Below are 25,311 nucleotides of genomic sequence, written 5' to 3'. Positions count from 1 at the left end.
CTTATGCACACCTAGATTTATATAAGAGACAGGCATACGGGGGGGCGAAGCCCCCTTGACGGCCCGCTCCCGCCTGTGCTCAATTACGGGCGGCGACGGGGGATATAACCGCAAGAGCCATATCCTATCGGGGCAGCAAAAAGCCTCTGGTCATAGTGGCCAGAGGTCGTTACTTCTCCATATCCATTTTCTTGTCGGGCTTGGCAAGCTCGGGCGGCTGCCGCTCTTTCCAGTCCTCCAGCAGCGTCATGATCTGGTCTTTCATCTGCCGGGGCGTGGCCTCCTTGCCAAAAAACTTTTCCAGTTCAGCGCCAGTAATGATCACGTCACGATCCTCCTTTTTCTTTTCTTCACACAAAATACCATCGATCACGTCCGGGGAGAGCTTGTTTTCCTTGTCCAGCTCACGGAGCCGCTTTGCCTGACCCTTGGAGGGCGAAGCCTGCTGGCCCTCAATGGACACGGCGATATACTTCTGGTGCTTGGGGCGCACGCGGGAAATTTCCACAGCCGGGGTAAAAGACAGCTTTCCGTCATCCATCGTCTGCTTCAATTCCGGCACAAGATCATTGAGCCAGATATACCGCTGTACGGTTTTCACGCTCATGCCGTTGCGCTGGCCCACGCTTTCAAGAGAGAGCTTTCCAGCCTCGGCGCTGTCGCCACGCGCTCCCTGATGCTTGATGGCCTCATACTGCATTTTCAGGGACAGGGCCTTTTCGCTGGGCAAAATCGTTTCGCGCTGACGGAGGTTGTCATCCGTCATAGCGAGAATGGCCTCATCGTCCGTCATATTGCGGACGATACAGGGCATATTGCGATACCCGGCAAGCTGGCTGGCCATCTGGCGGCGGTGGCCCGCGATGATCTCATAGCCGCCGCCCTCACGGGGACGTACCAGCGCGGGCTGGTTGACGCCGCCGTTGCGGACACTCTCCACCAGAGATTTCATTTCCGCATCGTCACGGACACCAAAAGGATGATCCTTGAACGGGTGCAGGTCGGAAAGGTCAAGATAGACGATTTCCTCTTTTTCACCTCTGGTAGCGTCACGGGGCGTAGGCGGCACTTCCGGGGCCGGGGGCGCTGCCTTTTCTTCGGGGGCCGCATGGGTCTTGCCAGCCTTGGGCGGATCGGTCTGCTCCGGGGCTGTCTTTTCCGCCTTGGGCGGACGGCCACGGCGGGGCTTTTCCGCCTTTTCCTCTTTCTTGGCCCCCGGCTCGGCAGGCGCAGCTTTTTCAGCTTTTGCAGGGCGGCCCCGTTTGGGCTTGGGCTTCTCCGGCTCCGGCATGGGCTTTTCCCATTCCTGCTTGCTGTACTCGGTGACGGAAACGGGCGGGGCCTCCGGTTCCTTGGGGATGTCCGGCGGAGCGTCCTTTTCCGGCGCAGAACGCACAGCGGAAAGGTCGATCACCTTTGCGGACGGAGCGGGGGCACCGCCCACATCAGGGATCTCGGCCTGCTCCATTTCCGGGGCCTTTCCCGGCATTTCAGGCGGGGCCTGTTCCTCCGTGGTAGGGGGATGCTTGTTTTCTTCTGCCATGACACGAATAACCTCCTTGACAAGAATTTAGGCCACGCCGCACGGCTGGCCCATTTCGGCACACAGAGAAAACGCTGTCTGCATACAAAAACACCGCCTATGTCCTGTTAGGCGGTGCATTGTGTAAGGCTTGGCAGCTCATTTTCAGTTGTTTTTCTCTGTGTGCCCTTGTCAAGCGATGTTTCCAACTGCGTATAATACAACTCTGCTTTTTCAATTTCGTCCGGATCCGCAATGTAACTGGAAGCGATTACCGTAGAAATTCCATTAGAAAACATAGCCGAACAGGAAGCAAATCCTGTCATTACGGAAAGAAGCAAAATCAATAACAACCCCATTGAGATCAGAGTAGTTACATTTCTTACAAATACTTCCTGTGCCTTTCTTGCAATTTTAGTAGCAAGATTTACTGACCGGATTGAGGTGTCTTTTGTTTCTTTTGCAATCTTCCCAGCCCGGTATGCCATCTGATACTCTCGCTTAATCCTCTGCTTCTGTATTAATTTTCTGATCAGCTTTTTCTGCATCTCTGGATGTTCTTCCAGATATTTCTGATATTGATACCTGGATGCACTCTTCCAGGCTCTTTTCTCTAAACGGTTTTCTTTATGTATCTGACTGCGGTTCTTCCGGATATTTCTACTGCTATGTTCCTGTAATATCCACTCACCTGAACGCACCAGCTTATGTGCTGCATCTACAGCACTGTTTTCCTCTTCGTCTTCGCCTGCTTTCTGATATACTGCATTTTTTAATGCTTTCTTTGGAACAGAAGACAAGGTTTTCTTTTTACCATCCGTTTTCCCTGTTTTTTTGTCGAAATATAAATGGTACTTTACCTTTGCTTTCTGTTCCTCATTTGTTTTCTTGGTATAAACAGAATCTTTCGGAATTTTGTTCTGCCTCTCAGCTTCCTGTTTTCTTGCAGCCTTATCCACTTCCTGATAAGTTTTTATTGTTTTTCGGCTATATTTCTGCTTTCCTTTTTTTCGGTTTGTAGAAACATCATTCTTCTCTGCCTGAAAATGTCCTCCATCTGTTTCAGCCGAAGTTTTCTTTTCTTTCTTCAGACTTCCATCTGTCTCCAGTTTTCCAAACTGCAGTCTCTGCTGTTTCTTTTTCTGTCGCTGATACTGGCTCCTGTGTTTTTCTTTGCGCTCACGTATTTCTACCGCTGAATCCACAGATACACCTGCAGGCTTGTCCCGGTATCTGTACCGTCCCTGTGTTTTTCGTTTTCCCGGAGGACTGTTTGCAGCCTCTTCTTTTTTGGCAGGATTTCCCTCCTGAACTTTTTCGGAAAATTGTTTCTTTTCAGCTTTTTTATGAGAGTTTTTCTTCTTTTCAGAAGTAATAAATGCCTGTTCTACATCCTTCTGTTTATAAGGCAACTCCTGATCGCTGTTTGTAACTTTTCTGGTCTCCTTTGTTGCAAGATTTTCCTCAACCAGACCATTTCTGGTCATACGGCTGACTTTCTTCTCTTTCGCCGTATATTTTTGTTTTCCCAATGTACCTCACCTCTGCTTTTTTGTCCGTTAAGTCTGAATCTCATCCGGTTTAGTACTCATCAAAGCATAGGTTCTGGTATCCTGCGGATATCTGTCTGCAAAAGGTATGATTACATTTCCGTAAAAGAGCAGCCCTTCTCCTGCATTACTGTTATTTACAAAAGAAATCTGATGCTTGGAAATATTCAATTTCTCCGCAAGGATCTTCTGATCCCCGCTGTGCTGATTTAACATCAGGATAAAATCACTGTTTCCCACAATACTTTCTACTGCCAGAGAGCCAAGAAAATCTGTTACATTCTGACTGATTCCTGTAATGATTCCACCCCACTTACGAAATCTCTTCCACATTTCAATAGAATAATTAGCAGTCTGTGGCTGGTTCAGCAAAAGGTGAAATTCATCCACATAATAACGGGTTGATTTCCTACGACTGCGGTTCTGTGATACTCTTGTCCAAACCATATGCTGGACAATCAACATCCCTGCTTTTCGTAGTGTGGTTCCAAGTTCCCGAATATCAAAGCATACCACTCTGTTCTGCGTATCGACATTACTTCGATGGTTAAATACATTCTGCGATCCTGTTACATACAACTGCAGACTGTTGGCAATGTTCTGTGCTGCTGTTTTATCTGGTGCATAAAAGTTCAGACGTTCATAGAAATCCTGCAAAGTCGGCATATTTTCCGGTTTTGGATCATTGTAAAGATATTTTTTATAAATGTCTTTTACACACAGGTCAATCATGGAAACCTCATCACCATTTAATTCTGCATTTTGAGGTTTCTTCATAATGACCTCGCAGAAAGATGTGATAAACTCTGCTTTATCAGCAATAATGGTATCAATATCCTCCACATCGCCATTAATCCTGTATTTCTCCGGATGATAAATAACATCCAGGTTCACTTCCATAGGATTGATGTAATCATTACTTTTTGCACTGATTTTAATAACTTCACCATTTAAGGCATTTACCAGCGGAAAATATTCTCCCTCCGGGTCACAGATAATAATGTCATCGTCTGTAATCAGGAAAACATTGAGAATTTCTCTTTTCGTTGCAAAACTCTTACCGGAACCAGGAGTACCCAAAATCAAGCCGTTAGGTGTTTTCAATCGTTTCCGATCCACCATAATGAGATTGTTTGACAGTGCATTTAAGCCATAGTAAAGAGCTTCACCGCCTTGGAAAAGTTCCTGTGTGGTAAACGGAACAAAGATTGCTGTAGAAGTCGTAGTCATAATTCTCTGTATTCCAGTCTGGTTCATTCCCAGTGGTAGTGATGCCACAAGTCCCTGTTCCTGCTGATATTGAAGTCTCCGTATATTGCAATTATATTTCTGGGCGATTCCTGCAGTCTGATACACAATATTGTCCAGTTTTCTCTTATTGTCCGCTGTATTCATCAGCAAAAAAGTAAGTTCAAAAAGTTTCTCATTCCTGGACTGGATTTCATTGAGCAATCCCTCCACATCCTCTCCGTATGTAGAAATGTCCGTTGGAATAATATCCATATCATATCCGCTTCTGACCGCTTTCTTCTGTTCTTCAATTTTCATTTTCTGAATATTTGACAGCGTACTTTTCAGGCTTTTAATAGCTGCCTTGGGATCAATTGGACGCAGGTGCATATTGATGATAAGATTCTCTTCCAGATCCAGCAGATCTGCCAGCAGTTTATCCGTAAGTTCTGGTGATGTAATCTGTAAATATGACACGCATCCAAAAGTCTGTCCCATCCGAAAATAGCTGTCATTGCGAAAATCAAATCCGGTAGGTGCAATAAAGTCTTTTGTCTGCAGACCTGTTTTTGCAACCATCCCATAATGGAAATGGAAAGATTCTTTTGTGTCCATATTCATCACATCATGCAAGATTTTCAGACGTTCTACCCCATTTAAAGGCTCTGCCATGGCTCCCATCACCTTAAAATTATTCAATACACTGGCTTCAATTCTCTCCAGCCTGGATTTTGCATTTCGCAGATTATCCGCCTTAATGGAAAATGTAATATATTTTGTTTTTACAAGCCCATTATTTCCTTTGGAAAGCTGCATTTTCAACATATCCGAATATTCTTTCCGAATATCATTGAAACAGTCATCCTGCTCTGGAATATCAATATTTTTTGCATACTCATCAAAATTCACCTGTTGATTAAGAAATGTAATTTGTACCTCAACAGAGCTGTCAAATGAATTCAGGAACTCACAATAGTTCTCAAAAATAGCCGCTTTATCATCATTCTGCGCTAACTGGTAATTTATATCGTAAAACTGCACCATTTTTGAATAATAGTTATCATCCGTCCTGCAGATACCATCCTTATATATTTCCTTATATGGAATCGTATCCTGCGCTGTAAAAGGCTTCCTCTTCTTCTGATTCTCCGCTTTTATCATCCGAAGTTCTTTCAGACGCTTTTTTTCTTCTTTCGTAAGTCCGGTTTTCTGTTTCTTATTTTTTTCGGTCTGCTTTTTTAAGGAAATGGAACGGATTTCTCGCTTCCCTGGCTTCTTTTGCCTTTTTCTCAAGCCATGCACCCTCTTTCTCTAATTTATCGTACTCTATAATCCGGTCATATAAGTTTTGGGAACGATAGAACCTGATTCCAGGTCTTAAAAATTTCTGCCGGATAATGTGAAGCAATATTTTCTCTGCTGGAAATCCATCCTTTTCATACATTGCAAAAAAGAAAAATGGCAGCATCACTATGATCATAAGCGTTGCTGCCACATCTGTTCCCAGTCCTGCTTTTGTCAGCAAATAGACCGGAACACCACAAATTCCTGCCAGAGAAAAACATATAATTTGTCTTTTAGTTAAATTCAGTGCTAATTTTGTCTTTATTTTTGAAAAATCTTTCGGCACTGGAACATATGCCATATTCTTGTTTCCTCCTAATGTGCATTGAAGATTGATTTTGCCAGGGAACTGGTCTTAAACAGGCTGAAACATAAAATAACTGTATATGCTGCAACTGACCAGATAGCTGTATGAAGATTATCCGCAACTGTAATAGCATTTACCAGAACTGCATAAATCGCAACACATACCATCATAAAAAATCCCTGGAATCCCAACGCTAATAATGCCTTCACATAATTATTTCCAATACTTCCCCATTCCCTGTTCGTAAATGTTGAAAACGGAATAGGTGCCACAGAGACATAAAGATATATTTCTATCATTCGTCCATATAAAATGACGGTAATCAGGACTGATATGATTTTTAGACATAAACTGACCAGCATCGTTTCCAGACCAAGCCCCAGTAATTCTCCGATTCCCATATCTTCAATCTGCGTTTCAAGAAGCGTTTTCAATGCTTCTGTAACATCAATAGATGCGGAACCGGTTATCATACCGCCAGCATTGGATACCACATGATTCGCTACATCAAAAATTGCCATCGCAATATCAAAAGTATGAGTAACCAGATATACCGCTACCCACATCTTAAAAATGTATTTGAAAAACATAAACGTATCCGTATCGTGCATATTGTTTTTTTCCATAATCATGGAAATCAGCTCATAACACAGTACAAATGTAATAATCATCCCCGCAATGGGGACAATGACATTATCCGACAGATTTTTTATCATGGAAAAAATGCCACTGTTCCAATTTTGGGGTGTTTTCCCAACCTCTGTAGCAATCGTTTCTACTTTGGTATTTACATCGGTGAACATGGTATCCAGGTTTGATGTGATCCAGCCTGTTAGCAGATCCTTTATGAACTCTGTTATTTTTTCGGTTATTCCACCCATTTATTTATCCAAACAAAGTTGCAAGCTGTGGAATCAGGTTTATTCCAATCAGTACGATGCCACCGCCCGCCATCAACTGTTTTATCCCCAAATAGGAGTAAAACCTTGCTCGATGGCAGGCGGCGGCGTGTCAAAAAATATATGGAATTGTTTTAGAACCGCCCCGGAGGGGACAGGTCAGCCCTTGACCTGTTCCACCTCCGGGATGGGTTTGAGATTGAAGTGAATTTCGATAGAAATGTGTCGTGTCTTATCGCTGTCGATGTGTTCATGGACAACGATTTCTTTAATCAGGCGGTTTAAGGTGGCGGCGTCCAACTCCGTGATGTCGGCATATTCCTGAATGGCGTCCACCCATTGTTTGGCGTCCATCGCCAGCCGCATTTCATCAGCCAGCTTCTTGCGTCCCTGTGCAACCCGTTCTTTCAACTCGGCCTGTTCCTTCTGCGTCTTGTCCAGCATGAGATTGAAGTTGGCTTCGCTGATCCGCCCGGCAACCATGTCCTCATAGAGCCGCAGCACCATCTTTTCCAGCACCTCAATCCGTTCCTCGTCTTTTGTCAGGGAACGCTCCAACGCTTCCCGTTGGCCTTTCTGTTCGGCTTCGCAGGTGTCGGTCAGCTTCCCGGCAATGGCTTCCCCATCGGTCAGGGCAGCCTTGGCGCAATCCCGGATTTTGTTCAGGACAAGGTGGTAAAGGGTGTCGTACTCCACCCGGTGCTGGGTGCAATGGTTCTTGCCAAACGCCCCATAGGTCTTACAGGCGTAAATCTGCTGCGGGTGCTTGGCGTGGGTGGTGCGGATGGTCAACGACTTGCCGCACTCGCCGCACTTGATAAGCCCGGCAAACAGGCTGGTTTCCCCGTCCTGCCGGGGGCGCTGGCGGGATTTCAGCTTGTCCTGCACGATGGCAAAACTTTTGCTGTCAATCAACGGTTCGTGCCGTTCCTCCACCACAATCCAGTCCTGCGGCTTCTTCTCGCCAATGGTTCCAATTTTGAAGCGGTAGTCCTTCTTTTGGGAAGCTATCGCCCCAGTATAAACGGGATTCATCAGGATGTCTTTTATCACAGAGAAGTCCCACATATACCGCCCGTTTTCCGGGTCTTTCTTTTCCCATTTGGTGCGGACATTGCGGAAGCCCCGTTCCCGGTTCCACCATGTAGGGCAAGGCACCTTCTGTTCTTCCAGCCTGCGCCGGATGAAGTTGGGGCCGTGTCCTTCCAGCGCCCAAAGGAAGATTTGCCGGACAATGGGGGCGGTTTCCTCGTCCACCAGCAGGTGGTTTTTGTCCTCTGGGTCTTTCCGATACCCAAAGGGAGCCACACAGCCGGTAAACTGGCCTTGCTGGGCTTTCAGAAGATACGAGGAATGTACCTTCTTGGAAATATCCTTGCTGTACATCTCATTCAGGATGTTCTTGAACGGCGCAATGTCGTTGTTGTCCCGCATGGTGTCGATACCGTCATTCATGGCGATATAGCGGACGCCGTGACGGGGGAAGAAGTCCTCGATCAGTGTGCCGGTCTGCAAGTAATTTCGGCCCAACCTCGATAAATCTTTCGTTATCACAAGATTTATCTGCCTGCGCTCGATGGCTTTTAACATCCGTTTCAGGTCGGGGCGCTCCATGTTCAGCCCCGTGTAGCCATCGTCCTGATAGACTGCCACAACCTCCCATCCCTGCTTTTCGCAGTAGCTTTCCAGCATATCCCGCTGGTTGGCAATACTGGCGCTCTCCCCGTCAAGGTCATCGTCTTTGGAAAGCCTGCAATAGATGGCCACCCGGAAGCTGCCCGCCAGAATTGCGTCCATGCCTGTGTATTCATATCCGTTCATCATAACCGTTTACCCGCACAATCCAGACGGAACACGGTTCTTCTGAACCTCGTCTTTATTATATCCTAAATCTTGTGTTTTCGCAAGATTTTCCTTCCCGGTATTCTGCCCATATTTTTGGGCAATCAGGCTCACAAAGACATCCGCTGCGTCCAGCTCACCGTCAAAAACTGTGGTAACATGAATCTCTGTTTTCGTTTTTGCCATAGGCAGTTATCCTCCATAATAGAATAGCCAGACAAGGAGAAGGTCGGCAACGAAGTCCGGCAACGGGCTTCAAAAAACCTCAAAACCATCTCTGTCTGGCGGTTTGGTTACAATTTATATTTTCTTTTATTTTTCTGTTGCTTTGGTTGCTGATAGGGGAAAAAGCCCGCAATTACGGGGCTTTCCCCGGCAACCAGCCCGGCAACGGGAGTGCAACAAAGTCGGCAACGAGGTGGGATTTTCAGAAAGGAAGCTCCATCTGCTCTGTGACCTCCACAAATCCCTCCGGAATTTTTTCGGCTCCGTTGCTGGTATCCGTTGCCGGGGCTTCACGCTCCCAGCCCTTTTGCCTGCCGTATTCCGGGAACATCCGGGGATTGGAAAAGTAGTGCCAGCCTGTGACACAATGGTTCATAATGTCGTTGACCTCCCGGATTTCCCATTGCTTCGGCTCGTCAAAGGGGTGGTTCAGGGCTTCCCGGAAAAGCTGCTTGGAACACACTATGCTGCCGGTATAGCGGTCAAGGTAGGCTTGGATCATCCCGGCCTTGGTGTCCTCCGGCATGAAATCCCGCTGGTGTTCTTTGAGATAGCGCACCATTTCGGGGCTGAAAGACAGCTTAAAATCCCCACTGCGGTAAATGGTCATGGCTTCCGCCCATAGCTGCTCCATGTAGGCTCTGGAAGCGGCTTCATCGTCCAGAATGTGAACTTCCGCCTGTTCCGGGTACACCATGACCGGCAGAAAGCGCCGGTTGCCGGAACGGTCAAGGGGCAGGAAGTCCAGGGCATTGGAAGTGCCGCCGAACACGCATTGCCGCAGCCTGTCCTCCGGGTGGGTTTCGTATGGGATTTTATAGACCTCCTTCTGTCGGCTCAAAAAAGACTTGATTTCCTCAATGCTCTTGGCGTTTGCGGTGGCGATCATCTCCGACATCTCAATAATCCAGTGGCCTTGCAGCTTGCGGTACACATTGTCATCGTCCAGCTTGCGAAGGTCATCGGAAAACCACTCGTCTTTCACAGCCAGCAGCCGGAAAAAGGTGGATTTTCCGGCTCCCTGACCGCCCACCAGACAGAGCATGACCTCAAACTTGCAGCCGGGATGAAATGCCCGGTGGATGGCTCCCAGCAGGAACAGCCGCAGGGCTTCATAGGTGTACGGGTCGCTGTCGGCTCCTAAAAAGTGGTGCAGGCAGGTACGGATACGCTCGGTTCCGTCCCATGAAAGGCCGTTCAGGTAGTCCCGGATGGGGTGATAGCCGTTTTCATTGGCAACGATCCCGATGGCAGCGGCAATCTTCTTTTCGCTGGTCAGCCCATAGGTTTCTTCCAGATACAGGAGCAGATAGTTCATATCCGTGTCCGTGATAGCGGTGCCGGTACGGTTGTAGCCGATGGGCTTAATGATGTCGGTGCGCTCGGTCAAGAGATTTTTGGCGATTGCCCCGGAAAGCAGCGGGTCATTCTGAAAGACGGTCAGGCAGTTTCGGATACTGTTGCGGACGCCGCCTTTCTCGGTGCTTTCCAGCATGGCTTTGACTTCCTCAACGCTCCGGGGCGGCGGTGATTCTTGCATGGTCTGTTCTGCGGCCTGCCGTATCTCCGGCGGCAAGCTCTGCCATTCGTCTTTCAAGATTGCTCACTTCCTTTCCACAGTCGATGATAAGGGCTGCCCGTTCCTCCATGTCCGGGGAGAGCAGCACATCCAGCAGATAGTCCACATAGTCCTGCTTTTGCAGGGCTTCCACAAAGAGCGGGTGGAAATCCTCGTCTGGCGTCTTGGGGGCATAATCCCGTTTCCAGCGGCACAGCAGGTTTCGGTAATCACACAGCACCCGGAAGCAGTAACGCTCCATACGGCGGAACCGCTGTTCAGGGGTTTCCTGCCGGGGGTTCCTCTGGCTCCTGTGGGGCGGCTCCCTGTTCTCATAGGGGACAGAAAACGCCTGTGCCAGTATGAGGGCGGCTTCCTTGGGGCTGACAGCTTCCAGACGGGAAACAAAGTCGATCACATCCCCGTCTGCCTGACAGCCGAAACAGTGAAAGCGCCGGTCAACCTTCATGCTTGGGTTTTTGTCGGCATGGAAGGGACAGACGCACATCCCGTTTCGTCCCACCCGGATTCCGAAATGCTCGGCAGCCTGCCGGGTGGTAACAGACTGCTTGACAGCTTCAAATACATTCAACTAAATCCTCTTGAAAATAAGAAAAGCGTCTGTCATTCTCGAAAAGAAAATGGCAAGCGCCTGTTAAAGTTCCATATCCTGTTTTTTCTCTGTGCGGGGCTGCTGGCGTTTCTCGCCCTGTTCCTCCCGGATACGCTGCGCCCTGCCTTTGACTGCCTGCTGGATGGACGGTTTCTTGCCCGGTTCGGCTGTCTGGCGGTACTGCTCGGACGGAAGCACCTGATTGAGCCAGTGACGCACATCCCGGAGAATCTTCACATCCTCCTGCACCGCTGACAGGCGTTCTCTGTACTCGGCCACCTCTCCGGCAAGCTGTGTCCGTTCCTCGTTCAATTTCTTGGTGCTGTACTTGGTTCCCTCCAAATGCACCTTGAAATAGCGGACAGCGGCATTGTATGCGTCCAGCTCGCCCCGATGGGCGGCGGCAAACTGTTCCTTTGGCTTCTTAAACCGGATGGCGGCATATTCTGTATGAACTGCCTTGTGGGCTTCAAAGTTGGCGATATGGGAAAGCATGGTGTCGATCTCTTTCATGCGCTTTTCCTTCGGCTTCATCTCTGCCCGGATAGAAACGGCCTGCCCGCTGACGGTATCCAGATAGGTGTCCAAACTCTCCACGGTGGACAGCTCTTTTTCCCGCAGATAGCGGATAGCGTCCATGACCTTGTTGAAGTCGTTCACAGTGCCTTTGAGCTGGCCTTTGCTCGTCCAGCTGGTGCGCTCCTCCCGGCGCAAATCCAGATATTTGCCCAGCAGCTCCGGCAGGGTGGGTTTCTTCGCTTCCTGCAAGGCTTCCAGCAGGGCGACTTTTTTCTCCTTCAGGTCTGCGATCCAGCCTTTCAGGTGACGCACCATCTGACGGATGGACTGCATAAGCCGGTTGGCAGCGGTAATATCCCGGTTGAGATTGCCGATGTTGGTCTGTATCCCTCGTTTCTCCATCTGGCTGACCGCTGGCCCCATGTGGACGGTGGGGATTTTATCAAGCCCCTGCCGTTCATAGGAACGAAGGTCAAGGCGTTCCGGGCGGTCATTGGCTTCCAGATAGCGATTGGCGATAGCCGCCCAGCCCTGCCGCCATATCTCGGCGTACTTCTGGTCGTTCCAGTCTACGGTGTCCTCCTTGTGGCTTTTCCAGTTCCCGGACGGGAGCCGGATACGCTCGCCGTTCTTGTCAAGGTCATAAACCTTCCGGCTCTTGGGAAGCCATTTCCCGGTTTCGTCCATTGCCCGCATGGTCAGCAAGATGTGGGCGTGGGGATTCCCGTCCCCCTTATCGTGAATGGCAAAATCGGCAATCATGCCTTTGGAAACAAAAAACTCCCGGCAATAGTCCCGGATCAGGTCGGCGTGTTGCTCCGAGGGGATTTCCCTCGGTATGGCAAGTACGATCCTGCGGGCAAGCTGGGAGTTCCATTGTTTTTCTTGTGTCTCGGCAGCGTTCCACAAGATGTTGCGGTCTGCGTACTCCGGCGGTGCGTGGGGCGGCAGCATGATTTCCGTGTGGACAATTCCTCGTTTCTCGGAATAGTATTTCTGCTTCTGGTCGTACTCAGAAAACAGCCGTTCGCCGCTCTGGTAAGCTGCGGCGGCTACGGCTGACTGGCGGTTGCTGCGCTGGACGATTTTTATATCGTGGTGGGGACAGGGCATAACGGCTTCCTCCTTCCTGTGGGTGATTGGATGAGGTGGTGGTTTGCCACCGCATTTTGGGTAAAAGAAAAGCAGGAAACCGTTCAATGATTTCCTGCTCGGTGGTGCCGGTGGGCCGCTGGTATTCAGTTTTGAAAGTTCGGGTCAGGATGGCTCGAAGATGAAATAAAATATCTGTATGAAGATTATTCAACTTCTTTTAGTAATTCTTCAACAGAAACACCGTAAAGTTTTGCAAGTGCAAAAAGATTTGATGTGGAAGGGTCAGATGTTCCATTTTCCCATTTTGAAACAGCCTGCCTGCTAACACCAATCGTTTCAGCAACAAATTCCTGCGTCATTTTGCACTGTGTTCTGTGCGCTTTGAGTGCTTCACCCAGCGATTTCCTCACTACAGATTTTTCTTGCCGTACATCTTTTGAATGGATATATTTGAGTAATGCACGAACAATAAGGGTAAGCAAACCAACAAAGATACATAAGAAAATTATTCCAACTATTATCATAAATACGCTTACTTTCATTTGACCACCTCCTAATGTTGCTGTCGGCTTTATTCCTCTGTGCGGATATATTTAAGTAATGCACGAATAACAACGGTAAGCAAGCCGACAAAGATACATGAGAAAACTATTCCGACTACAATCATAATGATGTTTACTAACATTTGGACGACCTCCTTTCTTTGTTGGCTTTATTCTATCTGAATTACCGTGTTGCTACCACCAACTATCAAGCAATTATCAGTTGCATATCGGTTGCACAAAGATAGCGTTCTGTTTTTTAACCTTATTATACTAAATTACCGTAGATAAGGATAGCTTGACTGATAAAACTTGCTGGACGGGAACAGCTTGTAGCGCAAGGTGTTTCTGGGCGGCAAGTCCACAAAGGGGTAGCTGGCGGCAGCCAGCGCAGGGGAAGTATAGCTTCCCCTGTGATGATTGGAACAGATTGAAAATCTGCGGAAATCATCTGCTCCCTGCAAGGGGCTTCCGGCAGGACGCAACGCACCGGCTCGACCGGTGTATAGTTGCGCCCTTACTTCGTAAGAGGTTCCCCAGCTACCCTCTGTTTCACACTTTCTGCAACAGCTTCTTTCATGCCTGTTTGGGAAAATGCCTGTTTCAGAATGTCCATCACATCATCGTCCGTCAGCACTTCCGGCCTTATCAGGAAACTTTCCAGCATAGCCCCTCTGGTACAGAGCCGATGCGTCCGTTCCTTCCGGGTAAGCTGCTTCATCTGGTGTTCCAGTATCTTTTCTTCGTGCTGTGCCCGCCGCAGTCTGGCTTCGCTTTTGGCAAGCTGCTGGTTGAGCTTTTTCAGCTTTTCATTCATCACAGCAGCCCTCCTTCTTGGGGAGCAGCGTGTAAATGCGGTTCGGTTCTCCCACGCCCCGGCGCACCCGCAGGATTAGTCCAGCGTCCTCCAATTCTTTCAAGGAACGCTTGACGGTCACGGAGCTGCGGGACAAGGCCGCCGCCAGCTCCACAATGGGGAAGCGGACAAACAATATCCCGTTGGTATCCTCCGTACTCGCCGCAAAGGTGGCGTCCAGCAGTCGGGCATACATGACCTTTGCGGTGCTGCTGACCGGCAGCCGCAGTATGGCGGTGGGAAGTGGCATACAGGGCGGCAGAACGGTGTCTGCGGTCATAAATTCAAATTCCATTTAGTCGGTTTTCTCCTTTCGCTTGGCTCGTTTGGACAGGTAATGGGGGCAGTCGATCACGACAGCCCGAAAGCTCTGTTTGCACTCATGCTGACACTTCCGGCACAGGTCATTGCAGGCCACACGCCCCCGGTCATTGAGGAAGAAGGACAACTCCAACTTCCGTTTCTTGCTCATTCTCGGCATGGTGCCTCCTATCATGGAAAATCCGCCCATTTCAGCCGTAACGGTAGAGATGGGCGGATAGCGGTTTTTGGTGTCATGTTTCGGGGCGATTTTCAAGGAAAAGGCGGCCATAGAGCCGCCCTAAAAAGCCCCATAGTATCATGGACAGGGCAGACTACGCCCCGTCGATTCGTCATGTTTGGGTAGCGTTTTGGTGTCAGTTCTGCCGGGTTTCCCTGATGTCGTTCCTGCCCCTGAATCTCACAGCAGCGTTTTGTTCCCGTTGGTACGCTCGCTGCGGTCAAGGTTCCTCCAACTCCTTGCCGCAGGTCGTTGCGCTACATCGCCGGGGAGCATATCTCATCAGGCCGGTCATTCGATTGGAATAATCCATCGATGAACTGACTTAATCATAGCTCATTTTTGAACCCTTTCCCGTATGTCCAGAAAGTAGGAATACCGCCCCAAAATCGAAAATTTCCACGATTTCGGAACGGTATGGTATAATGGTTATATATGCTCGAAAACCACATGGGAAGGGAGTGGCAAACCAATGAAAGACCATGTTTCCTTGCAGGAACGCTTAAAAGATTTACGGGTGGAAAAGGGCTTGAAGCTGGAAGAACTGGCGGAAAAGACCGGCATTTCAAAATCTGCTTTAGCCAGCTATGAAAATGAAGAAAACCGAAATAAGGAAATCAATCACGGCAACCTTATCGCACTGGCAGACTTTTATGAGGTGTCCATTGACTATCTGTTCTGCCGGACAGAAAACCGGGAGCAGATAAATACCCCGCTGTCCGAACTGCATTTGACCGATGAAGCTGTGGCGCTTCTGAAAAGCGGACGGATCAATACCCGGCTGCTGTGCGAGATGATGTCCCACGAAAAATTTGCAGAGCTGATGGCTGACGCAGAAATCTATGTGGATGGAATGGTTACCATGCGGTTCCATGACATCAACAGTGCGCTGGCTGCTGTCCGGGCAATGATACTGGAAGAACATCCCGAAGCTGCCGCAGACCGTTCCCTGAAAATTCTGGAAGCCGGTCAGATAGAGGAAGAAGATTTTTTCTGTCATGTGACACACAAAACATGGGACGCTATCCTTCACGATATACGCAAAGTCCATGAGAACGACATGGAGAGTGCGCCGGATACCACACCCGCCGATGAACTGATAAAGGAAGTCCGAAAGGCCATGCAATCCACCGGCGACAGGGTGCAGGAATTTCTGGAAATCTTCTGCAAGGCGTTCCAGCTAAAATACAAGCGGCTCACAGACGAGGAAAGAGTGACCCTGAAAAGACTGTTCAAAAGATCGCCACTGATTAAAAATTCCGGGATCAACTTCCGGCGCAGGCCGTGGAAATGAAAACTGCCGTTGTGGGAACGGGTGTTCCTGCAACGGCAGTTTTGAATCATATATGAATTTGGAAGTCTCGAAACTCAAACAATCCATTTCCCTGTTTGAGTTTTCCGGCTCTCGATAATTGTGCAAATCCGGCTTCAATGTCACCTATCAAAGAAACAGGAATATCCAACTGGTGGTGTCCGGGCAGAACTTTTTTTATTTTGTATTTCTGTATCCGCCTTATGGATTGATAAAATAGTTGCGGATCAGTAGTTGGGTAAAATGCGTCAAGGCTTCCTTTGTATATCAAATCCCCGGAATACAAGTAATTTCTTTCTGGCTCGTAAAAGCAACAATGTCCGGGAGAATGTCCCGGCGTGTGAATAACCTGAATTTCCCGTCCGCCTAAATTCAGAAAATCTCCATCCTGCAAGATTCTTTGTGGCATACCTTGAAATATCTGATAGGCGTTAATATCAAAATCTCTTGGAAAATTACAAGGAAGTCTTGTTAAATTGTTCTTTACAACTTGCAACGGTATCGGAAACCTGACTGATAACCAGTCCTTTTCCGCTTCATATACAGCGATATTATCAAAATACTTATGCCCGCCGATGTGATCCCAATGAACATGAGTAGTAATTGCCATAACAGGCAGCTCTGTTAGACTGTCCACAATTTTTCTGATGTTGGAAACGCCTAAGCCTGTATCAATGAGAATAGCGCATTTTTCTCCACATAATAGATAGCAATGTGTTTCTTCCCAGTGTTTGTATTCGCTAATAGAGAATGTATCACGGTCTATTTGCTCAATGGTAAACCAATTATCCATTCTGCATAATTACCTCCAACAACTAAATTTCCCGGCTAAAACCACTTTGCGTTTTCATCTCTGAAATGTGGTATAGTGCCATCTTTATAAGGGTCATATCGATTTTCATTGCAACCAAATTCTTTTAAGAGGGCAATCTTGTCATCTGGTGTCCATTCAATCAGTGATATTCCATCAAACGCTTCTACATTACCGTCGTCCATTTTATTCTTAAAATACCATTCAACGATAGTCTGATTGTCTTTATGGAAAAACTGTTTGATGTCCCATTGTAAGACGGTTCCCCGGGTATTCCATTCCTCAAACCAAAGTATTATCTTCTTTATTCCGTGATATTCCGGCCCCCAGCTTTCAATATAGATGGCATTATTTGAAAAAATATCGGATATACCTAAATCTTTCTTTGTAAGCCACATATCAAACCAAAGTCTGATAATTCTTTCTCTATTGTCCATTTCGCAGAACCTTCCTTGTTAATTTGATATTTCAGCTTCTTCGTCATGCTCTAATTCAATCACATTCAAAATTCCACAGTTCAATGCTTTGCAGATACGCAGTAGTGTTTCCATACTGATATGCTTTCCCTTGCCCATGTTGGCAATCATATTGGTGGTCAGACCGGCGGACAGCCGCAAGTCCTCTTTCCTCATGCCACGCTCTTTCAAAGTGTCCCATAGCGGTTGATAGCTGATGTGCATAGGCTCCCGCCTCTCTTTCCATCGTCAAATGTTCTGTACCCATTATAGCAGAAATCTTGCGTTTCCACAATATTTCTTGACCGCACCGCCGGTTCCGTCTGGATTGTGCTTTTCCTTTCTTCACTTTTATTACATTTAATTAGCCATAAGCTGTTTTATTCCTTGTGACTTTGCACCCGGATTGTCCGTTCCATATCCTTCCAGCAGATTGATCACTCCCCAGGCTGCAAGTCCGGCTCCGATCGCACAAACCAATGTTTTTAAGGTCGTAATTGCCGTTGTAAAAAATGCCATAAGTGTACCTTTGGAAAACTTACATTTTCCAGTCCTTTCTTAGATTTTTTCCAGAAAGGGAAGAAAACACTATATAAACCCTGCCTTTTGTGCTACACTAAGCATAGGATTTTCTACTTGGAAAATTCTTCACACGTACAGTCGGTATATTCATTTTCGTCGATGGATACCGACTGTTCCTTTTTTCCAAATTATTCATGATTTCCTCCCATGATCCACTTCCCGACAATTTGTCGAGAAGTTACATCTGATACAGTTCCACTTCATCCTCTGGTTTCAGTATCAGATTAGTACTCAGATATTTTTCAATATCAAAGATATTCTTTTTGTCATAATCGGACAGATATTTGTAGTTTTTATGTTTGCAAATATCGTATTTATTTGAGAAAAATGGTCTGACACCTCTCACCTGCAGAATACATTTTCCTCCGTCCATGACTGCTATTTCATCCTGGCTCATCAACTCCTTTCCTATTTTCTGGTAGTTCATTCCATAAGACCGCTGACTGCCTCTCGTATCCGATGTGTTATAAAGATCTATGGTTTCTTTTCCCAGGATCTCCGCTATTTCCTTTAATGTCGTTTTTTCCTTTCCCCCCAGGAATAAGGTCGTATCACAGTTCCCTTCGATGGTATCGGCATTATCCTTATAAATTGCCTTAAGCTGAGACTTTGACTGCAAAATAATAGAAGCTGAGATTTCCCGGCTTCTAATCGTAGCAATCAATTTTTCAAATTTAGGAATTTGTCCGATGTTCGCAAACTCGTCCAGGAGACACCTCACATGAATTGGAAGTCTGCCTCCATATACATCATCAGCTCTGTCACAGAGCAGATTAAAAAGCTGTGTGTACATAATAGAAACAATAAAATTAAAGGTATCATCGGTATCTGAAATAATAACAAACAATGCAGTTTTCCTGTCACCAACCAGATCCAATTCCAGCTCGTCATAACTCATAAGCTCCCGCAGTTCCGCAATATCAAAGGGTGCGAGTCTTGCACCACAACTGATCAGAATAGATTTTGCTGTCTTACCGGCAGCCAGCTTGTATTTTTTGTACTGCCTTACTGCAAAATGGTTCGGGTCTTTCTGCTCCAGTTCATCAAACATCAGATCTACTGGATTCTTGAAATTCTCATCATCTTCCCTGGCTTCTGACACATTGATCATTTCCAACAGAGTATTAAAATTCTTTTCTTCTTCCCTGCCTTCATACCAGATATAACCAATCAAGGCACAATAATAGAGTTTTTCCGCCTTTACCCAAAAATCCTCACCTGATTGCTGCCCTTCACCTTTGGTATTAGCAATAATGGTTGTTACCAGTTTTAGAATATCTTTTTCACTGCGGATATATACAAATGGATTATAGTGCATGGATTTTTTGAAGTTAATTGTATTCAAAACTTTGATTTTATACGGTTCATATATAACTTTTCCCTCTTTGTCCCGCACGATTTTTCCATTCTCATCCGTCATCGGACTGCCTTTTGCCAGCATACTGCCAACTTCCAGAAGCACAGTTCCCTTCGGATCAGTAATCACATAAGAGCTGTGCATCTGCATAATGTTAGGCTTTACAAAAAATCTGGTTTTTCCAGAACCGGAACCGCCAATTACCAGAATGTTTTTATTCCTGGCGTATTTCGGATTCTTTGGTCTGCTTGACATAGTAAGACTCTCTGTTTCTGTGAGAATAATATTATTTTCAAATTCAGGATCAGCATATGGTCGTATATCTTTTTCTGTTCCCCATCTGGCAGAACCATACTCCACACCCAGCCGATATTTCCTGGCATTTTTCGTGCGGTAAATAATAATAAACTTTACAGCCACGCCTCCTGCGATTCCACACAACAAATCTATATGATTCAAACTTGGCCAGAGATTCTGAAACGCCAGTTCAAAATAAGTAATGGTATTCATCAATTTATCCCAAGAAGTTGCTCCGGTGTTTACCCTATACAGCCAGGCAATCTTATTGAAAAAATAAGCAAACATCAGATAGGGGAAATTAGCTAAAAACAGCTTTTTCTGATCTGCCCTCTTCAATTCACTTGCCTTGTCCGTAATCAGATTTTTCACATCCGCAAGCATTTTTCCTGGGATACTCTCTGAAGAAAAAACAGCTTTTCCAAATATTTTTCTCTTTTTCGGAGAACCTCTGATATGCTGAACTTTTCCTCTTTTCTTCTTATGCTGCTGTTTTTTCTCCGTCATAAACTCTGCCCTCTGTCTTTCTGCTGTTCTCTTGCTCGTTCTCTGTTCTTTCCTTTAGACACAGCATCCTTAAAGTGCATAAGTTTTTTCATAATAGATGGTTTATCCTTTTTGTTCATCTGTACACCCAAATATTTCTTAAATGCCAGATTCATCATTTCTGTATCCTGTCCTTTAAAGAACACATAGTAGGTCGGTGGCTTGGTCGAACTGTCTTTTTTCAAGGCAAAATCTAAACGGTATTTTTTCGCCACACGTTCAAAAGACTTGATATTTCCATCTGTGATCTCAATATTAGATAAACCAGAACCCTGGCTTTTCAATTCTTTGTATGACTGTTTTCCAACCTTATAAGAATTCTTTCCCTTTTGCTTCTGTCCTGACAGATACTTCCGCAGCATATTTTTTAACACGTCGGCAGTCACTCTTGCAGTTTTAACCGACAATGCGATTGTTTTCTGAGTAACTTCTTCCTGCAATTTGCACGCCTCCTTTCGACTCTGATCAGCAAATTACGGTGGTACTAACAGATGGGGGAGATATATTTTCATTGGAATTTGACTCCTTTCCACTTCCCGACAAATTGTCGAGAAGTCATGGGTTTTAATTTTTCACTGTCTGCTTCAATAAATAAATTGTGCTGAACTGCACATATAACTTTTCTTCTTCCCAATCCATCTGATCCATCAGCAGGCATTGGAATAATACATCTACATCCTGCAATTTATAAATCCTGTTGCACGTTTCTGACAAACCTTTTAATTCCGGAATCTCTTGCATCGCATTTCGTCTGTGCATAAGACATTGCAAGTATAATGCTTCAAGATGTTTCTGGCTGAAAATAAGTGCTGTCGTATCCTGTTCATTGACTGTACATTTACGTTTTTCTAACTCTTCTTGGGAAATGTCCAGAAAACACCGGATATTTTCGACATATACATCACCATCAAATGTTGGATGCTTTTTCTTAATCCATCGTTTTGCCGCTACCTCCATATTCTTTCTGTCTCGATCAGATCTGGCACTACGGAAATTCAGCCTTTTGCCCATTTCTGCATAGATATTACTTTTCACCTGCCGCTCTGCCAAAGCTGCGTATTCTTCATTGCGAAAAAAATAATCTAAAAGTTGGTTCATCTTAGCCTGACTATCTACCAAATGATAACATTCCTCGGAAAACCCCAAACCTGCAAATGCAACTGGCGCACTTCCTTTTTTGATTTCTTTTTCAATTACTCTTAAAATGTCTCTCTGTGATTCCATTTCTCGGTTTCCTCTCTCTTCTTCATTTTTCTGATTCTTTTCACAAATCATCAATAAATTTTCATCTGCTCTTTTCGCTGTCAGTGTCAGTGAATAACAAACAAAGATCAGCAACAGTGATACCAATGCACTTCCAACACCAATCATAAAAACTTTTCCCCCACCAATACATGAAGCAATCCGTCCCATTTAAAAAACGGACTGATTTTTTTCAGCATAGCAATCAAGTCCGCTTCATTTTCTATTTCAATATCCAAAAATTCTATTACACTAATTTCAAGTCCATCCGCAATTTTCTTTAATTGTTCTACTTTCGGCTTTCGTATGCCTATTTCATACTTCCGAATTGTATTCACATTAATTCCTGTTCGTTCTGCAAGCAGCTCCTGCGATAGCCCTCTCTGTTTCCGAAAATAACGAATCTTTTCATTTATCTCCATGTCTTTCATCTGTTGAACTTCTCGACAATTTGTCGGGAAGTTGTTCCCTTTCCCAGTTTTCTTTTCCTTCATATCCATACATAGATATTTCCTCATCCAATAGCCTTGCAACCATAAAGCAACAAGACAGCAAAAACAAAAGCACTATTCCTGCCATAATAATAATTATCAAATCAATCACATCTCATCCTCCTATGTAAGCGGTACAGAAAAAGCAGCCTTGACAGACTGCTTTTTCAATCACCATATTCTATTTTTGTTCTCATGTAAAAAGGCTTCCGAAATTGTGCGAATCCCAAACGCTAATCCATCTATGTAAGCGTCTCTCTGTTCTGTTTGTTTAAGATTTAAAGTATATTCCTTGTAATCCTCAAACATTGCCTGCAGATCCGGACTCATTAGACTTATCATTTCCTTTTCTAATGTTTCACACAGTTCCTTTGTCTCTTCATAACTTTTACTTTGTGTCTCACATTGATTCATTGGATAAATGCTATAATACAATTTTTCCAGTTGCTTTTCGCTCATTTTTGATCACCATTTCTTTCAGTCTTTTTATGATCCATATAATTCCAGAAATGCCGTTTTTTAGCAAAATGCCTGCTACAGCTAATAATCTCCAGGCAAGAACCCCTATTCCAATCAAACTTCCTACCATCAGTTTAAGTACCACCAAACCAAGCATTTCCCCTGTCCCCACATTTCTTGGAACGACCAACAAAAACATTTTCTGGATTCCGAAAGGTATTCCCACAAAAAGCAATAATTTTCTCCAGTCTAATATTTCACCATTCATGCACATAGGGTGAACAATTAAGCAGATAATCATAGCTATTGCACCAGGAATTATCAATTTTGTTATAATTTCTTTTCCTCTCATATGCCACCTCCGTACATATCATGATTTACTTTTGCCTGGTAATAATTGCCTATTGTCGTTATTGAATTCATAAGACAGGTAAGCAAGTACGCTTTTATGTTCTTTACTTCCCTGGTATTCTCATGCAGACAATCAAGTACATACTCTATGTGGCTTTCTTCCAGCAACAATAATCTGCTTTTTACGAACTGATATGGGTATTTCACTCCACTGATCGTAATATTCTCCCGTTCTATGCTGATTGTTTCCACAATTAGTGCCACAATTTCATCCAACTGTTGCTGTTCCCCTAGTCTGCATCGTTGTACAAGACAGTCATATTCAATATTTCTTTTTACAAGTGCAGTATTCATCTGGAATAACTCCATCTCTTCCATCAAATCCATTGACTGCTGTTCGGAAGAATCTGAAAGATTGATAAGATCAGTATTATTCCTGTCCGTATTACTAATATCAGTATAATTATATTTAGTATTAATTGGGTCGATTTTTCCGACCTCTGTAGTTCTGATTTTTCGACCACGATAAGTCGTATTTTCCGACCTCTTGAAGTCGATTTTTCCGACCCCTTGAAGTCGATTTTTCCGACCACGATAAGTCGATTTTTCCGACTCCGATAAGTCGACTTCTTCGACCTCTCGATTTTGTTGAATACTCTCTTCGGATTCATCATTGTTTTTAACATCTTTTGATGTCCTTAAAATAAAGTTCTTTACATAAATAATATCCGGTTTACCAAATCCTTGTTTGACTCTTTCAATTAATCCGATTCCCTTTTTGGTATCCAGTTCTGCAAGCGTTTTCATTGCTTTATCTCTTCCACAATTCATATACTGAATAACCTGTTCAACAGTAAAAATAATATAAACCTTACCCTCTTCATCAAACCACTGATGTCTGATAGATAAAGCCATTCTGTCCAGCATCAGCCCATAAAGAACCTTTGCATCGCTGGACAGATTACGGAAATATTCATCTGTGAATAATACTTTGGGAATACGGTAAAAAGCAAACTGTTCCGATTCATAATCGTGAAAATAACCAAACTCTATTTTTGTGCTTTCGGATTTTGCCATTTTGCTTTCCCTCCTTCCCTCGTTATTGGCTTTTCTTCCAGTTATCAAGCAGTTCATAGATAACCTGTTCAATCTGTTCTCTGTTATATTCCTTTGGAAAATACTTTCGTATTTTCTTTTCAGTTAAAGTAACTTTTCCTGTCTCTGTTTTCTTTTCATTCAGAATAAGCTGTACCGCTAATTCTGTCAGATTACCTTCATCGCTGTATTGCTTCAGTTTTGTCGCCATTGAACCTGTAACAGAGCTTGCTCCAGACACTATGCAGTCTTTCACCCAAATCTGCTCCGTTTCTGATAAATAGGTTAATGAAACACCTACTGTAAAATTAATCTTTCCTTCATCCAACAATTTCAGCAATTCCGGAATAAGACAGGTCAAGCGTATGTAACGCTGAACGGTTCTTCCACTGTCACCGGCAGCCTGTCCAACCAGATCTGCACTGTCAACAGAAGCTGCGTTTTCGTCTTTTATGCCCTGATGTTTTACTGCATCCATCTTCATCTTATAAGCATATGCCTTTTCGCTTGGAAGCAAATTTTCTCTCTGTATATTAGAATCCACCATAACGATTACGGCTTCATCATCGGTATAGTTCCGTATGAGTACTGGCATTTTACTTTTTCCAGCCAGTTCGCAACCACGTTTTCTCCTGTGACCAGCAATCAGTTCATATCCTCCCTCTGCGCGAGGACGTACCAATGCAGGATTTAAGATGCCATAATTCTTGATACTTTCTACTGTTTCAGCCATTTTTTCATCATCATTTACATGAAATGGATGATTTCTAAAAGGATGTAACTCATTTAATGGCACTTCAACAATCTGATTAAGAGTATTCTGTTCAGCTTCATTGATTCCAAGCAATTCATCATAAGAAGTAAGCTGAATTTCTTTCTTAGGTTTACGCATGATTCAGCACCTCCTGGACAAGTGCTTGATAACTGTACGCACCTTTTCCTTTTGCATCGTAAGAAAAAATACTGACACCTTCTGATGCAGTTTCGGCAAGAGCTTCTGTTCTTGGAATTGTCTGATCAAAAATTATAATCTCTGCTCCATAAGCATCTCGTACTGCCTGCTTATTTCTCTTTGAATTATTATAATGACTGCTGTCCATTGTAAACAGAATCCCTTCAATCTGTAAATCAGGATTAAATCTCTGATGAATGCCTTTCACAACTTTCAGTAATTCCATGAGGCCATCTGCCGCATAGTATTGAGGCTGCACCGGAATCAAAACGCTATCAGCTGCACTTAACGCATTAATTGTCATCATTCCCAACGAGGGCATACAATCAATCAGGATATAGTCATAATCATTTTCCAAAAGTTCCAGATATTCTTTTAAGACTTTTTCTCTGTCCTCTACCGTAAATAATGACATGTCCATTCCCGAAAGAAGTTTATTAGATGGAATTACATCTATTCCTTCCTCATGGTGTAAAATTGCTTCCCTGGGATCAAATTCTAATCCCATAATGATATTTTCCATCATTGTTTTCAATGTTACCCTTAAGTTCTTTGGAAAACCAAGTCCCATTGTCAAATGTCCCTGTGGATCAGCATCTATCAGCATTACACGTTTTCCAACCTTAGACAGTCCTACTCCAAGATTAATAGTGGTTGTAGTCTTTGCTACTCCACCTTTTTGATTTGCGATTGCGATTATTTTGCACATGATATAATT

At 44.9% G+C, this 25,311-nt stretch carries 28 protein-coding genes and 2 pseudogenes; 1 reads left to right on the top strand and 29 read right to left on the bottom strand.

Going from position 1 to position 25,311, the window contains the following annotated elements:
• Positions 1-169 precede the first annotated feature (169 nt).
• From BN3261_RS04065 to BN3261_RS17095, 15 genes and pseudogenes are all read right to left on the bottom strand, one after another.
• On the bottom strand, positions 170-1,543 hold the full coding sequence (locus BN3261_RS04065) for a ParB/RepB/Spo0J family partition protein (RefSeq protein ID WP_059085513.1): 1,374 nt from the start codon (positions 1,541-1,543) through the stop codon (positions 170-172).
• A gap of 107 nt (positions 1,544-1,650) precedes the next feature.
• Positions 1,651-3,054 carry a hypothetical protein gene (locus BN3261_RS04060; RefSeq protein ID WP_059085512.1) on the bottom strand — a complete coding sequence of 468 codons (1,404 nt, stop codon included), beginning with the start codon at positions 3,052-3,054 and terminating at the stop codon, positions 1,651-1,653.
• A 27-nt stretch (positions 3,055-3,081) separates the two neighbouring features.
• The gene (locus BN3261_RS04055; RefSeq protein ID WP_110925858.1) at positions 3,082-5,463 is read right to left on the bottom strand and encodes a VirB4-like conjugal transfer ATPase, CD1110 family; all 2,382 of its coding nucleotides are present in this window, start codon (positions 5,461-5,463) and stop codon (positions 3,082-3,084) included.
• Between the two features lie 55 nt (positions 5,464-5,518).
• On the bottom strand, positions 5,519-5,947 hold the full coding sequence (locus BN3261_RS04050) for a PrgI family protein (protein ID WP_059085511.1): 429 nt from the start codon (positions 5,945-5,947) through the stop codon (positions 5,519-5,521).
• 14 nt (positions 5,948-5,961) lie between these two features.
• On the bottom strand, positions 5,962-6,834 hold the full coding sequence (locus BN3261_RS04045) for a VirB6/TrbL-like conjugal transfer protein, CD1112 family (RefSeq protein WP_005426566.1): 873 nt from the start codon (positions 6,832-6,834) through the stop codon (positions 5,962-5,964).
• A gap of 4 nt (positions 6,835-6,838) precedes the next feature.
• A pseudogene (locus BN3261_RS17105) lies at positions 6,839-6,922 on the bottom strand (Maff2 family mobile element protein); the annotation flags it as partial.
• Between the two features lie 89 nt (positions 6,923-7,011).
• Positions 7,012-8,676: a recombinase family protein gene (locus BN3261_RS04040; protein WP_059085510.1), complete on the bottom strand. Its 1,665-nt coding sequence runs from the start codon at positions 8,674-8,676 to the stop codon at positions 7,012-7,014.
• Between the two features lie 6 nt (positions 8,677-8,682).
• The gene (locus BN3261_RS04035; RefSeq protein WP_015536493.1) at positions 8,683-8,880 is read right to left on the bottom strand and encodes a hypothetical protein; all 198 of its coding nucleotides are present in this window, start codon (positions 8,878-8,880) and stop codon (positions 8,683-8,685) included.
• Between the two features lie 241 nt (positions 8,881-9,121).
• Positions 9,122-10,459: a virulence-associated E family protein gene (locus tag BN3261_RS04030; RefSeq protein WP_055262356.1), complete on the bottom strand. Its 1,338-nt coding sequence runs from the start codon at positions 10,457-10,459 to the stop codon at positions 9,122-9,124.
• The gene (locus BN3261_RS04025) at positions 10,428-11,069 is read right to left on the bottom strand and encodes a CHC2 zinc finger domain-containing protein (protein ID WP_055262359.1); all 642 of its coding nucleotides are present in this window, start codon (positions 11,067-11,069) and stop codon (positions 10,428-10,430) included. Before BN3261_RS04025 ends, BN3261_RS04030 begins: the two co-directional genes overlap by 32 nt.
• Before the next feature lie 63 nt (positions 11,070-11,132).
• Complete coding sequence (gene mobQ, locus BN3261_RS04020; protein ID WP_015536491.1) at positions 11,133-12,722, bottom strand: MobQ family relaxase; 1,590 nt, start codon at positions 12,720-12,722, stop codon at positions 11,133-11,135.
• Between the two features lie 185 nt (positions 12,723-12,907).
• Complete coding sequence (locus BN3261_RS04015; protein WP_015536490.1) at positions 12,908-13,246, bottom strand: helix-turn-helix domain-containing protein; 339 nt, start codon at positions 13,244-13,246, stop codon at positions 12,908-12,910.
• Positions 13,247-13,763: 517 nt separating this feature from the next.
• Entirely contained in the window at positions 13,764-14,063 is a 300-nt protein-coding gene (locus BN3261_RS04010; RefSeq protein ID WP_015536488.1) for a DUF3847 domain-containing protein, read from the bottom strand.
• Positions 14,056-14,397 carry a hypothetical protein gene (locus BN3261_RS04005; RefSeq protein ID WP_015536487.1) on the bottom strand — a complete coding sequence of 114 codons (342 nt, stop codon included), beginning with the start codon at positions 14,395-14,397 and terminating at the stop codon, positions 14,056-14,058. The genes BN3261_RS04010 and BN3261_RS04005 overlap by 8 nt, the downstream gene beginning before the upstream one ends.
• Positions 14,398-14,583, bottom strand: a complete 186-nt coding sequence (locus BN3261_RS17095) for a hypothetical protein (protein WP_110925746.1) — start codon at positions 14,581-14,583, stop codon at positions 14,398-14,400. It abuts the gene before it with no gap.
• 532 nt (positions 14,584-15,115) lie between these two features.
• Here BN3261_RS17095 and BN3261_RS03995 point away from each other — a divergent pair.
• A complete protein-coding gene (locus tag BN3261_RS03995) occupies positions 15,116-15,937 on the top strand; it encodes a helix-turn-helix domain-containing protein (protein WP_015536485.1) in 822 nt (273 codons plus the stop codon).
• Positions 15,938-15,983: 46 nt separating this feature from the next.
• Here BN3261_RS03995 and BN3261_RS03990 read toward each other — a convergent pair whose 3' ends face one another.
• From BN3261_RS03990 to BN3261_RS03935, 14 genes and pseudogenes are all read right to left on the bottom strand, one after another.
• Positions 15,984-16,748, bottom strand: coding sequence for an MBL fold metallo-hydrolase (locus tag BN3261_RS03990; protein WP_015536484.1), 765 nt, complete (start codon positions 16,746-16,748; stop codon positions 15,984-15,986).
• Between the two features lie 35 nt (positions 16,749-16,783).
• The gene (locus tag BN3261_RS03985; protein WP_015536483.1) at positions 16,784-17,203 is read right to left on the bottom strand and encodes a nuclear transport factor 2 family protein; all 420 of its coding nucleotides are present in this window, start codon (positions 17,201-17,203) and stop codon (positions 16,784-16,786) included.
• Positions 17,204-17,221: 18 nt separating this feature from the next.
• On the bottom strand, positions 17,222-17,446 hold the full coding sequence (locus BN3261_RS03980; protein ID WP_015536482.1) for a helix-turn-helix domain-containing protein: 225 nt from the start codon (positions 17,444-17,446) through the stop codon (positions 17,222-17,224).
• Positions 17,447-17,587: 141 nt separating this feature from the next.
• Positions 17,588-17,740, bottom strand: a pseudogene (locus BN3261_RS17085) (Maff2 family mobile element protein); the annotation flags it as partial.
• Between the two features lie 241 nt (positions 17,741-17,981).
• Complete coding sequence (locus BN3261_RS03975) at positions 17,982-19,841, bottom strand: VirD4-like conjugal transfer protein, CD1115 family (protein ID WP_235812411.1); 1,860 nt, start codon at positions 19,839-19,841, stop codon at positions 17,982-17,984.
• 119 nt (positions 19,842-19,960) lie between these two features.
• Positions 19,961-20,443, bottom strand: a complete 483-nt coding sequence (locus BN3261_RS03970) for a PcfB family protein (RefSeq protein WP_059085509.1) — start codon at positions 20,441-20,443, stop codon at positions 19,961-19,963.
• Positions 20,444-20,567: 124 nt separating this feature from the next.
• The gene (locus tag BN3261_RS03965) at positions 20,568-21,374 is read right to left on the bottom strand and encodes a hypothetical protein (RefSeq protein WP_005426603.1); all 807 of its coding nucleotides are present in this window, start codon (positions 21,372-21,374) and stop codon (positions 20,568-20,570) included.
• Positions 21,371-21,676 carry a helix-turn-helix domain-containing protein gene (locus BN3261_RS03960; protein WP_227094345.1) on the bottom strand — a complete coding sequence of 102 codons (306 nt, stop codon included), beginning with the start codon at positions 21,674-21,676 and terminating at the stop codon, positions 21,371-21,373. The genes BN3261_RS03965 and BN3261_RS03960 overlap by 4 nt, the downstream gene beginning before the upstream one ends.
• Positions 21,654-21,848, bottom strand: coding sequence for a hypothetical protein (locus BN3261_RS17630; protein WP_005426607.1), 195 nt, complete (start codon positions 21,846-21,848; stop codon positions 21,654-21,656). The genes BN3261_RS03960 and BN3261_RS17630 overlap by 23 nt, the downstream gene beginning before the upstream one ends.
• A 59-nt stretch (positions 21,849-21,907) precedes the next feature.
• A complete protein-coding gene (locus BN3261_RS03955) occupies positions 21,908-22,195 on the bottom strand; it encodes a DUF6809 family protein (protein ID WP_015541255.1) in 288 nt (95 codons plus the stop codon).
• Positions 22,161-22,547 (bottom strand): DUF6050 family protein, encoded by a 387-nt coding sequence (locus tag BN3261_RS03950; RefSeq protein WP_005426609.1) that lies wholly within the window; start codon positions 22,545-22,547, stop codon positions 22,161-22,163. Before BN3261_RS03950 ends, BN3261_RS03955 begins: the two co-directional genes overlap by 35 nt.
• Positions 22,544-23,623 (bottom strand): DUF6017 domain-containing protein, encoded by a 1,080-nt coding sequence (locus BN3261_RS03945; RefSeq protein ID WP_059085508.1) that lies wholly within the window; start codon positions 23,621-23,623, stop codon positions 22,544-22,546. The genes BN3261_RS03950 and BN3261_RS03945 overlap by 4 nt, the downstream gene beginning before the upstream one ends.
• A gap of 22 nt (positions 23,624-23,645) precedes the next feature.
• Positions 23,646-24,533: a ParB/RepB/Spo0J family partition protein gene (locus BN3261_RS03940; RefSeq protein ID WP_059085507.1), complete on the bottom strand. Its 888-nt coding sequence runs from the start codon at positions 24,531-24,533 to the stop codon at positions 23,646-23,648.
• The gene (locus BN3261_RS03935) at positions 24,526-25,302 is read right to left on the bottom strand and encodes a ParA family protein (protein ID WP_005426615.1); all 777 of its coding nucleotides are present in this window, start codon (positions 25,300-25,302) and stop codon (positions 24,526-24,528) included. Before BN3261_RS03935 ends, BN3261_RS03940 begins: the two co-directional genes overlap by 8 nt.
• Positions 25,303-25,311: the final 9 nt, after the last annotated feature.

This window comes from Blautia massiliensis (ex Durand et al. 2017) (genome assembly GCF_001487165.1).
In the GTDB taxonomy this organism is placed as follows: Bacteria; Bacillota; Clostridia; order Lachnospirales; family Lachnospiraceae; genus Blautia_A; species Blautia_A fusiformis.
This window is presented reverse-complemented; position numbering and strand designations above follow the sequence as displayed.